Origin of the sequence: Bifidobacterium sp. ESL0732 (genome assembly GCF_029395535.1) — a bacterium.
In the GTDB taxonomy this organism is placed as follows: Bacteria; Actinomycetota; Actinomycetes; order Actinomycetales; family Bifidobacteriaceae; genus Bifidobacterium.
This window is the reverse complement of record NZ_CP113920.1, coordinates 1,917,704-1,933,880: the sequence shown is the minus strand read 5'-3', so window position 1 is coordinate 1,933,880 and position 16,177 is coordinate 1,917,704. Positions and strand designations below refer to the sequence as shown.

The following is a 16,177-nucleotide window of genomic DNA, read 5'->3' as shown; positions in this document are numbered from 1 at the left end:
TATGAAAATATTCGCATGTGATGCAAATTATGGTAATGTAAAACAGTATTGAGTATATCGTTCGACGTCTTTTTGAAGAGACTTGATTTGCTGACGATGACTGTAAGTAATGCATGAATGCCGATGCTCGATTGGCAATGATCGTATCCGGTCATGACGAGGGAGATGGAAAGTGAAGAAAACGACGAAGCTTGTCGGTTTGCTGGTGGGTGTGGCCATGTTGATGAGCCCTGTGCTCGCGAACGCGAATCAGACCGCAGCGGTACTTGATCAAACGACCGCCCAGTCGCAGGCAAACGCAGGTCGAACGGATGTGTCGCCTGCGGCCGGTAATAATTCGAACAGTCCAACATCCAAGACTCCTGCCAAGGTCTCGAATTCCGCTCCTGCGCCCTCCGCGCAAGGTGATTGCATGGCGAGTGACGTGGCAAGTGGAATGTGGGGTGATGCACCTTGGACACTTTGCGATGGCGTATTGACCGTGAGCCGTGGCGTTGTTGCCGGCTGGGGAACCGGTGCCATTGGAAACTCCGGTGGTGGAAGTGTCGCCAACCATCCTTGGAACAACGCATCTGTCAAGACCATCGTCCTTGAGCCGGGCGTCCTGCTGAATTCCGACTCCGGTTGGGCGTTCGCCTCGATGCCGAATCTCGAACACATTTATGGCCTTGACACTATTGATGTGAGCTATGCGCGCAGCGTGTGGGGGTTGTTCAAGGATGATCCGAAATTGCAGAACCTTGATTTTGGCTCGAAGAACCTGATTGCGAATGCACAGAGTATCTCCCAGATGTTTGCGGGTGACACCTCGCTGACGCATCTTGATCTCTCCTCGTTCAAAGTCTCGCAGAATTACGGTGCGAACGTCGGTGCGGACAGCATGTTTCTCGACTGCTCGAATCTGCGTAGCATCACCGGCCTGAACACCATGGCTCCCGCAGGCTACGGGAGGATTAACAATCTTGATTCCATATTCAAAGGTGCTAGCAGCCTGACAATCCTTGACCTCTCCGGTTTCGATGCCTCCGCCGTTTCGAATATGGCAGACATGTTCAACGGAGATGTTTCGTTGACGTCGCTTAATCTCGACGGTTTCGACACCTCGAACGTGCATTGGATGGGACGCATGTTCCAGGGTTGCGCCAGTCTGGCCAATATTCCGACAGAGCATTTCGACACTCGCAATGTGCAAGATATGTCCAGCATGTTCAACGGCGACAACAGTCTGCGCAGCCTGGACGTTTCGAGTTTCGACACCTCCAATGTCGGGAACATGAACCATATGTTCGATCTCACCTCAGACCCGTCCCGCCGCAGCGTGCTCACCTCGCTTGACGTCTCCAACTTCAACCTTGATAACGTCAGCGATGCAAGCTACATGTTCGCATGGGCGCAGAGTCTGAAAACGCTGAAGATGCCGCAAAAAATGACTCGGGCCGCTTTGACGAACACCTCGCATATGTTCGAGGCTGACGGGGCGTTGGAAAGCGTTGATCTCAGCTGGATGGACGTCTCCAGGGTCACCGACATGAACCGTATGTTCAACGGACTCGAATCCGTCAAAAGCCTCGATCTATCCTCGTTCGACAATTCCGCCAACAGACAGGCCGGTGCCTATATGTTCATAGACATGCCGGCCCTGAGCCGGTTGACGCTTGGCCCGAAGACCTATCTGGCGTCGAACGCCTTCGACAACGACGGAACTGCACCTCATGCCACTGAGCCGAAGCTCGACGATACCTACAGCGGTGAATGGGTGCAGGTATCGGACAAAGCCAATAAGAGAGTCTTCTGCTCCGACGCCGGTGACAACATCTACCAACTCAAGAACGCGGCATGGAGCAGCTGCAATGCCGATGATGGTTCAGGTCAGGGAGCTTCCCGGGCGCTCGCGGACCATGCTGCAGAGGTTCCGCAATCTGCAGGAACCTACGTCTGGGGCCAGAGGGCCACGGTTCGCATGAAAAATGTCAATCCGAAGGATGACACGGATGTCGCCGTTGATCATGTTTACGGGCTGAAAGTGAACAATGCGGTCGTCTATAACGGGTCTGGCACTGCCAGCGCTGTCAGCATTGATAATTTCAAGGATTACACGGTTGCCAACGCCCCGGATCACAACGAAAGCGACTATGTTTTCCACGGTTGGAATACCGAGGAAGATGGTACCGGCGTCACCTACCAACCTGGTGACACCATCGCGCTGAATGCCGGATTAACTAGACTGTATGCCATCTGGCAGAAGGTGACCACGCCGACGAACGGTGGCAATGCTGGTGACGGCGGCGCTACTCCCGGTAATGGGGGCGGTAACGGTTCGGGCACCATTCCGTCGGATGGCGCTGGCAACGGTGGTTCGGGTGCCAACCCTGGTAGCGGTAATGGCGGTTCCGGCAGCAATGCTGGCAATGGAGGTTCGAACGGTTCCGGCAGCCAGAACCATGATGGTAATACAAATGGCAATAACGGTCCTGCCGCTCCCGTTCCTGGGGCTGCGAACGGCAACACCATCCAGGCCGGCGGCCAATTACCGGCTCCACTGGCCTTGCCTGCGCCGATAGTTCCTGTCGCGGCTGCAGTTCCTCTTCGTGCTGCCGGGCTTCCTGGTGTAGCTTCCAATCCGGTGAACCCCGCGAACCCGCCTGCCGGAAGCCGTGACAATGGCATTCCGGCGCCGACCACCCCGCGTAATCGAGCCAAGGAATGCGTCAGCGGAACCGAGCAGTCGGCCTATCCGGCGAGCTGGCTCGAACCAACAGCATCCGCAGCGCCTCTTTGCAATGAACCGAGTTCCACGGTCGCACATACCCAGTTCGCACAAGTCAATTGGTGGTGGATTGTTCTCATCTCGGCGCTCGCCATCTTGATGATGCTGGCTTACTGGCGTTATCAGGCTCAGAGCGAAATCATATCCCATCATCGCGGTGAAGATGAGTGATGGATTGGGCTTCGAGGTTATGGAAAGTATCGTCAGGCAATAGATAATACATTGCTCGGAACGGCATGGTACCGCCGTCTTGGCAGGGGCAACCCCTGCCGGACGGCGGCATTTTTCGATATGCATTTTTGCTTATTTTGTGTGTTATCACAGTAGAGGGTTTATGCTAAAATAATAGTTACCTACCGGTCGGTAACTAAGTAGTTATCCTGGAATCAGGAATTGCCGGATCGGCAATAATTGAACGGAATGTAGGTGTAGCGCAAGGCTCAGGGATGAGGCTTACGAGAAAACAGAAAGGTTGCATAATGACCAATCAGACAACACCAGTAACGAGTGCCAAGGATCTCAGTGTTGAAGAGCAAGCGGCGCTGACCAGCGGCACCAACCCGTGGAGCATCGGCGAAGTCGAAGACAAGGGACTGCCGAACTACACGATCACCGACGGCCCGCACGGACTGCGCAAGGCTCAGAACCTCGAAGGCATGGACGTCGACAAGGCCGTTCCCGCCACCTGCTTCCCGCCGGCCGCAGGCATGTCGTCAAGCTGGAACCCGGATCTGGTGCGCGAGACCGGAGAGGCCATGGGTGAGGAGTGCGTCCAGGAGCAGGTCGCCGTCATCCTCGGCCCCGGCATCAACATCAAGCGCAACCCGTTGGGAGGCCGTTGCTTCGAGTTCTGGAGCGAGGACCCGTACCTGGCCGGCCACGAGGCCGTCGGCGAGGTCGAAGGCATCCAGTCCAAGGGCATCGGCACGTCGCTCAAGCACTTCGCGGCCAACAACCAGGAGACCGACCGCATGCGTGTGAGCGCCAATATGTCGCAGCGCACCCTGCGCGAGATCTACCTGCCCGGTTTCGAACACATTGTCAAGACCGCCCAGCCGTGGACGATCATGTGCTCCTACAACAAGATCAATGACGTGTATTCCTCGCAGAACAAGTGGCTGCTGACCGACCTGCTGCGTGGGGAGTGGGGCTTCAAGGGCATCGTCATGTCCGACTGGGGCGCCGTGCACGACCGTGCCGCCGCTCTGAATGCTGGCTTGAACCTTGAGATGCCGCCGACCAACACCGACGAGAAGATTGTGCACGCCGTCCGTGACGGCGAGATCAAGCCCGAGCAGCTCGAGAAGATGGCCCAAGGCATGATCGATCTGGTCAATAAGACTCGTCCGGCAATGGAGAAGGGTCAGGCTGGCTATCGCTACGATGTCGACGCACATGATGATGTCGCCCGTCGCGCCGCCCGCGAGGCCATGGTTCTCTTGAAGAACGAGGACGATCTGCTGCCGGTAGCCCCCGGCACCAAGCTGGCCGTTATCGGTGAATTTGCACGTACCCCGCGCTACCAAGGCGCCGGCTCGTCGCTGATCAACCCGAACAAGCTCACCAGCTTCCTTGACGCGTTGAAGGATCGCGGCGTCGAAGCGGACTTCGCCCCTGGCTTCACACTGGACGACGACGCTCAGGACCCGGCTCTGACCACCGAGGCCGTCAACACCGCCAAGGGCGCCGACACCGTGCTGCTCTTCCTCGGCCTGCCCGCCTCTTATGAATCCGAAGGTTTCGACCGCACCTCGCTCGATATTCCTACCAAGCAGGTCGAGCTGCTGAAGGAAGTCGCCGCTGCCAACAAGAACGTTGTGGTCATCCTCTCCAATGGCTCCTCGGTCTCCATGCCGTGGGCCGATGATGCCAAGTCCATTCTCGAAGCCTGGCTCTTGGGCCAGGCCGGCGGTGCCGCAACCGCTGATGTCGTCTTCGGCGATGTGAGCCCCTCTGGCAAGCTCGCGCAGACCATCATCAACGATTTGGATGACGATCCGACCATGATGAACTGGCCGGGCGAGGAAGGCCACGTCGATTACGGCGAGGGCGTCTTCGTCGGCTATCGTTACTACGACACCTTCCACAAGGCCGTCGTGTATCCGTTTGGCTATGGCCTCTCGTACACCACCTTCGAGGTCTCCGACGCCAAGGCGGAGAAGACCGGCCCGCAGTCCGCTCGCGTCACCGCGACCGTGAAGAACACCGGTTCCGTTGCAGGTGCGGAAGTCGTGCAGTTCTACGTCGCTCCACCGAAGGAAGCTGTCGCGCGTCCCGTCCACGAGCTCAAGGGCTTCAAGAAGGTCTATCTCGAGCCCGGCGAGTCCGCTGAGGTCTCCATTGACTTGGATTCGCGTGCATTTGCTTACTGGTCTGAGCGCTTCGCCGATTGGAAGGTCGAAGAGGGCACCTACGGCATCGAGGTCGGCACTTCGTCCCGCGACATCGCCGACACCGTCTTCGTCGATCTCGAGGATGACGGCAAGACCGCCCAGCTCACCGAATGGTCCACGTTCAAGGAATGGAAGGACGATCCGGTCGGCGCTCCAGTGGTCGATAAGGTCGTGGCCAAGCTCGACAAGCAGTTCGGCCACAACATCATCCCCGACAGCCAGCTGATCGTGATGTTCCTCGACAGCTGCCCGGTCGGCGGCATGTCGATGCTGCTCGGTGCCGACGTGGCTGAGGCCCTCGCCAAGGAGCTCAAGGCCGAATATGAGAAGGTCTCCAAGTCCAAGTAACAAAATTCACCCTACATGGCAATTGGTGATTGCTGGGTAGCTTGAATGAACGTGCAGCACGGAAACGCTGATACATCGTAATCAGCGTTTCCGTGCTTTTTCTTTGATTTATTGGAAAAAGGAGAATGGCTTAATTCCGGCATTTCCAAAATCAGGTCTCGGCGTTGCCGCAGCACGGAATGTCAATTGGCGTTGAATTCATCGTTTGGTGCTATCTGGATGGGTTGAAGAATATTGTTACTTCATCGATCACACAAGTTTATGAATGAACGTGTCGCCAATTCCGTGCGTCGTGTATACTGAAAGTCGTTGTTTTGCGAGGCTTCTGGGTCGCGCATAAACGGCACGCGGATGTAGCTCAATGGTAGAGCCTCAGTCTTCCAAACTGATTACGCGGGTTCGATTCCCGTCATCCGCTCCCATTGCGGGGTGAGTGGATTTCGGACTTATTGACTAATAGAAGGTATCGCCTCACCTGTCGCGAGAAGGTTCGTAAGATCAATGAGGCATGGCTATGACGAATGATTCGACAGATATAGACCACGAGTTCTCAAAAAATTCTTCGCAGGAAAGTGCGCTTCCCGAAAACCCACAGAACAACGAGGCCGTCGAAATTGTCGAAGGCAAAGTCGAAAAAGTCAGCGTTTCCAAGCATCCTGAAGCTTCTATCCCACAGACCGACCTTTCCTTGGCCGACATCAAACGCAGTCAGTTTCACCCGATTCGTTGGGTGGTCTATCTGGTCATCCTGCTGGTCGCCCTCATTGCCCCGTACTGGTTCGGGCGTGTGCTCGCGGTGCGCCATACCGCGCAGATCGTCAAGCTACTGAGCCCGTTTGCGCCTCAGGGTGCCGCGCTGGTCTCGTGGGCGGTGACTGTCTTCGCCCTAGCCACTTTCGCGCTTTCGTTCGTGGAGGCGCATGCATGGCTGTGGCGTATCCTGTTCCTGCTTCTGCTGGCTTTCGAACAGCTGATCGCGGGGGTCTCGCTTCTGAAATTCCAGTTCTGGTATTCCACCTACGTCATGTACGGCTCTTCGTCCATGCTGCCGAATGCGGCGAACCTCGGCATCATCGCGGCGTTGATCGCGGCGGGTGTCTACGCGATCGTTTTCGTCGGCCTGCTTGTCTGCATCAGGAAGGATTCGCCGTTGAACGTGCTGACCCGCAGCTGGGCCTCGTTCCTGATGTACTTCGTCATCGAAGGCATCGCCCTCTTGATCGTTCTCTTCAGCGGTCTGCTCGCCGCCGTCTGACGCGCGCCTCCCGTCGCGTTCATCCGTACCTATTCCTATACTTGAAACTTGGCGTGTATTCGCCCGCGGATAGAGAGCGCTTCGGCATCGTGCCGACGGCACCGCGCAGCAACTATAAGGAGGATGCCGTGGCACTTACGGCTGAAGAAAAGCATGAGATCGTAACCAAGTATGCGACGCACGAAGGCGACACGGGATCTCCCGAGGTTCAGGTTGCGCTGCTGAGCAAGCGTATCTCCGATCTGACCGAGCACCTGAAGACCCACCAGCACGATAACCACTCTCGTCGTGGCCTGCTGCTGATGGTCGGCGATCGTCGTCGTCTTCTCAATTACCTGAAGAAGGTCGACATCAACCGTTACCGCTCCTTGGTCGAGCGTCTTGGTCTTCGTCGATAGCATTTTATGCCCGGGCTTCGTGCTCGGGCTTTTTCAGAGGCTGGAAACGGACATAGACGTTGGTAAACGTCTAGAAATGTTCGCGTGTGAAGAAATACCGACGACCCTAAGGTGAGGGTCGATAATTGAAATATCTGAATATGTGTTCCGGCGTGAGAGCCGTCAATGCTGCTTCAGACTGAGAAGTGAAAGTCAATGTGCCGACACCAACGTTGGTGAGGCCAGGTAAGCCTTGCAAAAAGAACAGGTTCGGACGTTGACAAAGCATTTTGCAGTATGTTGGATAGTAGAAATTAAACAAAGGAGGAACCCTTGGAGGGTCCCGAAATTAAGGCCGTAGAGGCCGTTATTGATAATGGAACATTTGGCAAGCGCACCTTGCGCTTCGAGACGGGCCGTTTGGCCCAGCAGGCGGACGGCGCTGTAGCCGCCTACCTCGATGACGATTCGATGGTCCTTTCGACCACCACCGCCGGCAGCAGCCCGAAGGAAAATTACGATTTCTTCCCGCTCACCGTCGATGTGGAAGAGAAGATGTACGCCGCAGGCAAGATCCCAGGCTCCTTCTTCCGTCGTGAAGGCCGTCCTTCGAACGATGCCATCCTCGCCTGCCGCATCATTGACCGTCCGCTGCGTCCGCTTTTCCCACACACGCTGCGCAACGAGGTCCAGGTCGTTGAGACCGTCCTCGCCTGCAATCCGGACGATGCCTACGACATGATCGCTTTGAACGCCGCTTCCGCCTCCACCATGATTTCCGGCCTGCCTTTCGAAGGCCCGGTCTCCGGTGTGCGCCTGGCGCTGGTCGACGGCCAGTGGGTCGCCTTCCCGCGCTGGAGCGAGCGTGACCGTGCGGTCTTCGAGATCGTCGTGGCTGGCCGTGTCATCGAAAACGGTGACGTTGCCATCGCTATGATCGAGGCTGGCGCCGGCAAGAACGCCTGGAACCTCATCTACGACGAGGGTCAGCAAAAGCCGGACGAGGAAGTCGTCGCCGGTGGCCTCGAAGCCGCCAAGCCGTTCATCAAGGTCATCTGCGAGGCTCAGAACGAGCTCAAGGAGAAGGCCGGCAAGACCAACGACAAGGAGTTCCAGCTCTTCCCGGAATATACGGACGAGCTCTACAAGCGCATCGACGAGATTGCTCATGCTGATTTGAACGATGCCCTTTCCATCGCGGCCAAGCTGCCGCGTCAGGAGCGCATCCACGAGATCAAGGAAGACGTCCGCGCCAAGCTCGCCGACGAATTCACCGATATGGACGACGCCGAAAAAGAAAAGGAACTCGGCAACGCCTTCAAGGAGCTGCAGCGCCAGATTGTGCGCCGTCGCGTCCTGACTGAGGACTTCCGTATCGACGGCCGCGGCCTGCGCGACATCCGCACGCTTTCCGCCGAGGTCGGCATCGTGCCGCGCGTGCACGGCTCCGCACTCTTCCAGCGCGGCGAGACCCAGATTTTGGGCGTCACCACGCTCAACATGTTGAAGATGGAGCAGACGCTCGATTCCATCTCTGGCCCGCAGACCAAGCGTTACATGCACAACTACGAGATGCCGCCGTATTCCACCGGTGAGACCGGCCGCGTCGGTTCCCCGAAGCGTCGCGAGGTCGGCCATGGTGCGCTCGCCGAAAAGGCGCTCGTGCCGGTGCTTCCCAGCAAGGAAGACTTCCCGTACGCCATCCGTCAGGTCTCCGAGGCCATCGGTTCCAACGGCTCGACTTCCATGGGATCCGTCTGCGCCTCCACGCTGTCGCTGCTCGACGCGGGCGTTCCGCTGAAGGCTCCTGTCGCGGGCATCGCGATGGGCCTTATTTCCGGTGACATCGACGGCAAGCACATCTACAAGACCCTGACCGACATCCTGGGCGCCGAAGACGCGTTCGGCGATATGGACTTCAAGGTCGCCGGCACTTCCGAATTCATCACCGCGCTCCAGCTCGACACCAAGCTCGACGGCATCCCCGCCGACGTTCTGGCCGCAGCTCTTCAGCAGGCGAAGGAAGCCCGCACCACGATCCTCGAGGTCATCAACGAGTGCATCGACGCTCCGGCCGAGATGAGCCCGTACGCTCCGCGCATTCTCACCACCACCGTTCCGGTCGACAAGATCGGCGAGATTATCGGGCCCAAGGGCAAGATGATCAACCAGATCCAGGAAGAGACCGGAGCCGACGTCTCTGTTGAGGATGACGGTACTGTCTACATCGCTTCCGAAGGCGGCGACGGAGCCGAGAAGGCCAAGGAGACCATCGATGCGATTGCGCATCCGCACGTTCCCGCTGTCGGCGAGAACTTCAACGGCAAGGTCGTCAAGACCACGAGCTTCGGCGCGTTCGTCAATCTGACTCCCGGCACCGACGGCCTGTTGCACATCTCGCAGATTCGCAACCTGACCAACGGCGAGCGTATCGACGCGGTCGAAGACGTGCTGAAGGAAGGCGACACCGTTGAGGTGACCGTCCAGGGCGTCGACGACCGCGGTAAGATCTCGCTGGCTATTCCAGGTTTCGAGGATCAGGAATCCGGCCCACGCGGCGGTGGTCGTGGCGGACGCCGCGACCATGACCGTGACGACCGTGGCGGGCGTGGCTATCGCGGCCACGGACGTGACCGTGATGACCGTCGCCGTTCAGACCGCGATGATCGTGACGACCGTCGTTCCAGCCGTGGACGTGAAGAGCGCGAGGATCGCGACGACGCCGACTTCGAGGATCGTCCGCGCCGCCGTCGTGAGGAGCGTGATGACCGTGATGACCGTCGCCGTTCAGACCGTGATGATCGCCGTGGACGTGACCGCGAGGATCCCGCTGATGATGCTGACTTCGAGGATCGTCCGCGCCGCCGTCGTGAGGACCGTGACGATTACCGTCGTTCTGACCGTCACGAAGGACGCCGTGGTGGCGGCTACCGTGGTGGCCGTCGCAACGACCGCAACCCGCGCTACGCGACCGACGATCACTATGACGAATATCGTGAGGACCGCGAAGAGCGCAGCGAGCGCCCGCGTCGCCGTGTCCGCCGCGACTTCGACCCGTTCGATGACTGATTGATTGGCTGATTGGTCGTTTCTATCGGCCAATCGCTAGTTAACTGATAACTGGCCTGCAACCTCTTTGATTTGGTTGCAGGCCAGTTTTGTTTATCTGCCGATGCCGTCAAGCTTTTGAAGTTATTTTATTATTTGTTTATATTGATTATCATTTATTTTCATCATTTACTTATCATTTCGTATACATTTTCGATGATTGATGCTGATTTGAGGTGTTTTTTGTGGATGAATGTGTACGGTTCGACGATTCAGGTTGCGACACGCCTCAAATGTGGATAACCCCTATCATTCGACCACAGCACCCGTTTCAGCTTGCATTACCGACCCTCAAGTGGATTGAATGAGTGTATGGAAAATACTCTATCGATTTCAAGACCAAGCCTCGCGGGCACTCCGTTTGCTCGGCATAAAAGAATGATGTTGCCTGCCGAGATCAAAGGCAGACCAATCAGGAGATTAAGACCGCAAAAGCCGCCTGCAGAAGTTCCGGCAGCTTCTGAGATTTCCGCAATTCCGCCGCCGGCGAGGTTGCCTCCATCATTGCAAACGTGTTCAAAGCCTCAGCCGTGTCGGCCGCAGAATCCTATATCCGTGCTCGAATTGCCGCGCTCGTCCCATGTGCTGAATGCGCCAGATTTGCCGTTGAGCTTGCCTGTTGCACAGGGGCCGATTCTCGCATCAAAAGGGAGTCTGCAAGCGCAAGCTCAGACATATGCCGCTCAACAATTAAACCTGTCAACCCCGTTTTCGGCTGCTCCGATGCTTCGTCCCGCGATGATGCAGGGGAACGTGGCGCATTGGACTCAAACCGCCGTCGCGCCGGCATTGACGCTTACCGAACCCCCGATGCCACAAGCACAACAGGCGTACGAGGTTAGTCGGACGCAAGATAAAAGTGTGGAAGGGGCCGGTTTGTCTTCGCCTCAAGATTCGCTGAGCATCAAGGCTGGTGCCGCTCATACGTTTGCCAAGCACACAGTGGTGTTCCTCTCGGCCAGCGGGGGAGTAGGGTTGAGCGCGCTCTGTTCGCTGACCGCCTTGCAGCTTAAGGATCAAGGCAGGCGCACCGCATTGGTGGACGCGGATTTCAGTGCTGGAGGACTCGATATCCTACTTGGATTGGAGAATGACAAAGGTCTGCGGTTCGGCACATTGAACGCGCCCTTGGGCAAGATTGACGGCGACGTGTTGTGCAAACGGCTCCCGCATTGGGAGGGCATTCCGGTTCTTGCGTTCGATTCGTGGAACAGCGAGATCCCTGAATGGTGGGAGGTTCAGGCGGTTTTGGCGGCCTTTCAACGAAGTGCAGAAATTGACTTGGTGCTGGTTGACGGCTCGGGCGGTCGGGTGGTCGATATGGTTCCGGGTTTGCGCCACACGTCGGTTGTTGTTGTGGCTGAGCTTTCGGTACTTGGTTTGGCCCGTGCGAAAACCTTGCTCCAGCGTCTCTCTTCGGGTTGCATGAGCCCAACTGACCGAGGCGATAGTCATCGTTTCGACGATTTTCTTGATTCTTCTGGTTCGTCCGCTTCATTACCAGCGCAATCACAAAGCGATAATTTTGCTAAAGATAGCGAGATTGGATACCGTGGCTCGGGAAGTTGCGAGACCCCGCAACTGGCGGCGATTGTTGGCATCGAACCGAGAGGTACGTCGCGGCAACGTGGAGTGGTGGGCGTCAATGAGGCGAGCGAATATCTTGGTCATCAGGTGCTTGGGCCTATATGCCCCAACAACGCGAGAATCAGCGATTCGCTGGAAGGTTTGGGCCTCAAGATTGCGAAAGCCGACCGTGCGGTGATGGGTGAGTTGGCGCACACCATCAGCGATATGGCTGAAGGAGGTGATTGACATTGATGTTCGGGCCTCTTGAAGAGCTGGCGCATGAACCGGCGTTGACCGATATTGCCGTGACCTGCGAAGGCAGGGTGTGGGCTGACCGAGGTGGAGGAATGAGCGAATACTATCCAGCAGTGCCGTTCCGCTCGCCTCGGGTCGTACGTGAATACGCAGCCCAACTCTGCGCGCAGCTGGGCAAGCGGCTCGACGACGCCTGCCCGATCGCCGATGCCTCAAGCGTCGAGGGTATCCGTATCCACGCGGTCATCGCGCCAATCGTGCCGATGGGTGCCAGCATCTCCATACGGTTCCCAAGCCGAACGGTTCCCAGACTCAGCGGTCTTGCAGCGAGGGGCTTGTTTCCGCCTTCCTGGTTTCCGTTGCTTTGTGGTTTGGTAAGCAAGCGCGCGACGATTCTGATTACGGGCGGCACGGGAGCAGGCAAGACCACACTTTTGAAGGCTTTACTCGCCCAGGTCGATCCGGCAGAACGCATCGTCAGCGTCGAGGAAGTTCGGGAGCTGGGGAAGCTGGGCCGTGGCAATCACGTTTCCTTGGTTGTTCGCGAGGCAAATGTGGAAGGTGCAGGTGCAATAGGTCTGCCCGAACTGGTCAAGGCGACACTGCGTATGCGTCCCGACCGCATCGTTCTAGGGGAGTGCCGTGGTGAGGAGATAGCCGACCTTCTGCGCGCATTCAACTCCGGGCATCACGGAGGTATGGTCACCCTACACGCCGACAGCGTTGACCGTGTGCCCTCTCGTCTGGTCTCTCTTGGACTCTTGGCCGGGCTCAATCAACCGGCGTTGACGATGCTTGCCGCAGGAGCCTTCGATGTGGTTCTGCATATCGAACGCAACAATGGCAAGCGACGAATCGCCCAGATAGGAAGACTTTCCAAGGATATCGAGCATTTCGCCGGCGAGCCGATTGCCACTTGGGACGGCGCGGGAATGCCGGTTCCTGGGCCTGGATGGGACAGTTTCGTCAGTCGTTGGTCGGGGTGATTTGATGGATTGGTTTGCATTGACGGCTGGTCTTTTGCTGGTGGCTGCGGTACTTTGTTTCGCTTGGCCAAGCGAAACCAGCAAACTGAAGATGGAGAATTCAACCCCTGCCGTAATTTCGGATAAGCAGCAGGCGGGCATTCTCTCGTGTATCGATGCTTTGAAAGCCTCTGTAAAGGCAGGAGGTTCGCTTGAGGATGCCTTTGCCGAGCAGATGCAGGTCGATGCAATGTTTCAGACTGCCGTCATGCCTGATTTGGCACAATTGCAGGATCTTCTGTATTCGCAATTGGGGCCGAAGGAGACGTCAGAACAGGCGGATCAGGCGGCAATCGAGCTGGATCTGGCCTGCAGACTGAGCAAAAGCTTGGGATGCGAGGCTTCTCACTGTCTTGATGCCGTGGCCTCCTCTTATAAGCGCAACCGGATGATGAAGACCTTGAAAGACAATGCCTTCACCGTGCCGAAATCCACGGTGAAACTTCTTTCTCTACTGCCATTGGCCACGCTTGTGTTGACGCAGCTGATGGGCGCTTCGCCGGTCGAGTTTCTCTTCGGCAACAGCGCCGGTCGGGTTTGTCTGCTGTTGGGAGTGGGCACGTATGCGATGGGTGTGTTGTGGATGAAAACGCTGATGGATGGTGTGGATGAGGCGGAAAGCAAAGGCGGGTGAAGATGAATGCTCTGATTTCAGGGTGTTTGGTGGCTGTCGCATGGTTTTTGTGGCGCTCGCCTGTGCAGACGACTTCGAGGCAACTGTGCGCGTTGGAGGTAAATTTTGCCACGAGTCCGTCTCTCGGGGTCATTCTGGAGATGATGGCGGTGGCCATGCGCGAAGGTTCGTCGATTCCGCGTGCGCTTGAGACCGTTGGCATGATTGTGGGCGGAATGCTTGGAGAAGGGCTTTGCCAGGCCTCGCGTTCGTTGATGCTTGGGCTCAGTTGGGAGGATGCGTGGTGTGCAGCTTCTTTGGCCTGTCAAAAAACAGGGGAGCAGGGCGAACAGAAGTCTGAGCCAAAGGGCAAGCATGTCCATAGACGGCAGAATGAAGACGATGATCTTTCTCCCTCAGATGATGTCGCTGCTGCACGTGATGCCTTAAATGTCATTGACGATGCATTGAAAAGTGCCTGGACCCGTGGTGTTTCGCCTGTCGGCCCTCTGGAAAGTGCGGTCGAACAACTGGATGCCAGGGCGCGTGCATCAATCGAGCAATCCGCCCAGAGGCTTTCGGTGAAACTTCTTTTGCCCACGGGCCTCTGTTTCCTGCCGTCTTTCATGCTCATCGGCATTATCCCCGCGATAGGTTCCTTCATCGGTCGTTGAATCCGTGCGGCTAGATTCACAAATATAGCCGATACTAGTTGGAAGATTTTTCTTTGTGCATCTCGCTTTGTATCAAGTTCCATACATGGACTATCGAATTATACGAGTCTATTTTTAAATACGACGTGATAGATATTGCGTTTTTAATGGAGTTATTTCTGGCCGTTTTGCAATGTTGATAACTTTCCGACATTCCACATTTTCGTCAACATTTTTGGTGGATGAAAACCGCGACACGCCCGGGATGTGTATAACCCCGAGCGTTCGACCACAGTAGCCGAAATCGTCACGGTAAATGGCGAACTTCTGTCAGACTGGTGAGTGTCGCAACCACGTTGGCTGCGGTGTTCAATGTCGCAGATATCAAAGGAGTAATCATGAGTAAGGAATTGATGACAATCAATCAAACCAATACCGGTGTTGTCACGGGATTTGCTTCCCGCCTGTCCGAGCGTTCGCGGCAGGTTAGAGGCCAGTTGTGCCTGTTGGATGCACGTTTTCGTGCGTTTTTGGCCGAACCCGACGAGGGCGCGGCGACGGCGGAATATGCAGTGGTTCTGGTGGCCGCAACGGGATTTGCCGCAGTACTGGTGGCTCTACTCAAATCCGGTACCGTCAAGACGCTGCTGATGGCATTGGTCAAGAAAGCGCTCAAGGTGGTCTGATCGCGCACGTTTCGTGATTGGGAACGGCAACAATAAACGATGCGGATTGCAGAGAGGATGCAGCGCATAATGTCACTTCAAAGAGTGCAATCGCAACAACCTGCTGGTTGCCATTGCCAAAGGCGTCTCAACGCGATGGCAGTCAGCATGTCGACTCATGGGGGTTGGTCATTGATTACACGGGTACGCGGCTTGTGTAAGCGATTTTGTGCCTTTGTGACTGGGCGGCGGCATCGGTGTGCTGAATGGTCCCGTTCTCGCTGGTGGGCGCACAATGACGAAGGCGCCGTCACTGCTGAATTTGCCGTCGTACTTCCGGCAGTGATGGCAATGGCCGTGTTGTTGATGATGCTGGCTCGGGCGGTCACCGTCGAGATGAACTGTCAGGATGCCGCTTCAGCGGCAGCACGAGTGGCCGTGGTGTCCAGCAGCGATACCGAGGCTCGTCTTGCCGCGCATGATGCCGCAGGTGGTGATGCCAGTGTCTCGATATCCCGAGGTTTCAAGCAGGTCAAAGTGACGGTGAGTTGCCGGGTGGTGCCCGATCCCATGCATGTGCTGCCCATGGCCGTTGTCGGCAAAGCGACCGGAGTAATCCAATGAGAGTCCGGAGGAAATGGTTCTCTGCCTTTCCGTTACCGGGTAAGTCTGCAACGGTCTCAGCGATTGCATGCCATCGGCGTTCAAAAAGTAACGCATTCGACGAAGGTTCGGGAACCATCAACGGGGTCATGCTCATTGCCGTTGCGGCGGTGCTTCTGTCCGCGATTGGTTTGGGCGGCAATATACTGGTCTGTATCTCCGAGGCCAGGTCGGCCGCCGACCAGGCTGCCATCGCAGGAGCGGCTTCGGCTCGTGACGGTGATTTTGACCCATGCATCAAATCCCGTCTCGCTTCCTCGCTCAACAAAGCGACGCTGATCACCTGCAAGGTCGATGGAGAAGATGTCACCGTCAAAGTCGCTGTGAAAACCGAGGTCCCATTCGTCCCTTTCGTATCCCGCATGGCTCGGGCCGGACCGGTAGAATGTTCATAACGGTTTGGAATCAAATTGGTTCACCGGTTGCTTTTTCGCATTCCTAATTGCAGTGAACATGAAACTTCAAGCGTTCGGGTCGACGTGAATT

12 protein-coding genes and 1 tRNA gene are annotated in these 16,177 nt (G+C 56.7%); all 13 read left to right on the top strand.

Annotated elements, in window-relative coordinates; all coding sequences use genetic code 11:
• The first annotated feature begins 172 nt into the window (after positions 1 to 172).
• The 13 genes from OZX70_RS07395 to OZX70_RS07335 all read left to right on the top strand — a co-directional run bounded on the left by OZX70_RS07395 (position 173) and on the right by OZX70_RS07335 (position 16,086).
• The gene (locus tag OZX70_RS07395) at positions 173 to 2,938 is read left to right on the top strand and encodes a BspA family leucine-rich repeat surface protein (RefSeq protein ID WP_277180350.1); all 2,766 of its coding nucleotides are present in this window, start codon (positions 173 to 175) and stop codon (positions 2,936 to 2,938) included.
• A 308-nt stretch (positions 2,939 to 3,246) separates the two neighbouring features.
• Positions 3,247 to 5,508: an exo-alpha-(1->6)-L-arabinopyranosidase gene (locus tag OZX70_RS07390; RefSeq protein WP_277180348.1), complete on the top strand. Its 2,262-nt coding sequence runs from the start codon at positions 3,247 to 3,249 to the stop codon at positions 5,506 to 5,508.
• A gap of 347 nt (positions 5,509 to 5,855) precedes the next feature.
• Positions 5,856 to 5,926, top strand: a tRNA-Gly gene (locus OZX70_RS07385).
• A 90-nt stretch (positions 5,927 to 6,016) separates the two neighbouring features.
• Positions 6,017 to 6,763: a hypothetical protein gene (locus OZX70_RS07380; RefSeq protein WP_277180346.1), complete on the top strand. Its 747-nt coding sequence runs from the start codon at positions 6,017 to 6,019 to the stop codon at positions 6,761 to 6,763.
• Positions 6,764 to 6,891: 128 nt separating this feature from the next.
• Positions 6,892 to 7,161: a 30S ribosomal protein S15 gene (rpsO, locus tag OZX70_RS07375; RefSeq protein ID WP_277142331.1), complete on the top strand. Its 270-nt coding sequence runs from the start codon at positions 6,892 to 6,894 to the stop codon at positions 7,159 to 7,161.
• A gap of 312 nt (positions 7,162 to 7,473) precedes the next feature.
• Positions 7,474 to 10,209 (top strand): polyribonucleotide nucleotidyltransferase, encoded by a 2,736-nt coding sequence (locus OZX70_RS07370; RefSeq protein WP_277180344.1) that lies wholly within the window; start codon positions 7,474 to 7,476, stop codon positions 10,207 to 10,209.
• A 777-nt stretch (positions 10,210 to 10,986) separates the two neighbouring features.
• Positions 10,987 to 12,063 (top strand): hypothetical protein, encoded by a 1,077-nt coding sequence (locus OZX70_RS07365; protein ID WP_277180342.1) that lies wholly within the window; start codon positions 10,987 to 10,989, stop codon positions 12,061 to 12,063.
• Between the two features lie 5 nt (positions 12,064 to 12,068).
• The gene (locus OZX70_RS07360) at positions 12,069 to 13,058 is read left to right on the top strand and encodes an ATPase, T2SS/T4P/T4SS family (protein ID WP_277182167.1); all 990 of its coding nucleotides are present in this window, start codon (positions 12,069 to 12,071) and stop codon (positions 13,056 to 13,058) included.
• Positions 13,059 to 13,062: 4 nt separating this feature from the next.
• Entirely contained in the window at positions 13,063 to 13,731 is a 669-nt protein-coding gene (locus OZX70_RS07355; RefSeq protein WP_277180340.1) for a hypothetical protein, read from the top strand.
• 2 nt (positions 13,732 to 13,733) lie between these two features.
• Positions 13,734 to 14,384, top strand: a complete 651-nt coding sequence (locus OZX70_RS07350) for a hypothetical protein (RefSeq protein WP_277180338.1) — start codon at positions 13,734 to 13,736, stop codon at positions 14,382 to 14,384.
• 392 nt (positions 14,385 to 14,776) lie between these two features.
• Positions 14,777 to 15,049 (top strand): DUF4244 domain-containing protein, encoded by a 273-nt coding sequence (locus OZX70_RS07345; protein WP_277182166.1) that lies wholly within the window; start codon positions 14,777 to 14,779, stop codon positions 15,047 to 15,049.
• 135 nt (positions 15,050 to 15,184) lie between these two features.
• The gene (locus tag OZX70_RS07340; RefSeq protein ID WP_277180336.1) at positions 15,185 to 15,652 is read left to right on the top strand and encodes a TadE family type IV pilus minor pilin; all 468 of its coding nucleotides are present in this window, start codon (positions 15,185 to 15,187) and stop codon (positions 15,650 to 15,652) included.
• Positions 15,649 to 16,086 (top strand): Rv3654c family TadE-like protein, encoded by a 438-nt coding sequence (locus OZX70_RS07335; protein ID WP_277180335.1) that lies wholly within the window; start codon positions 15,649 to 15,651, stop codon positions 16,084 to 16,086. The genes OZX70_RS07340 and OZX70_RS07335 overlap by 4 nt, the downstream gene beginning before the upstream one ends.
• The last annotated feature ends 91 nt before the right edge of the window (positions 16,087 to 16,177 follow it).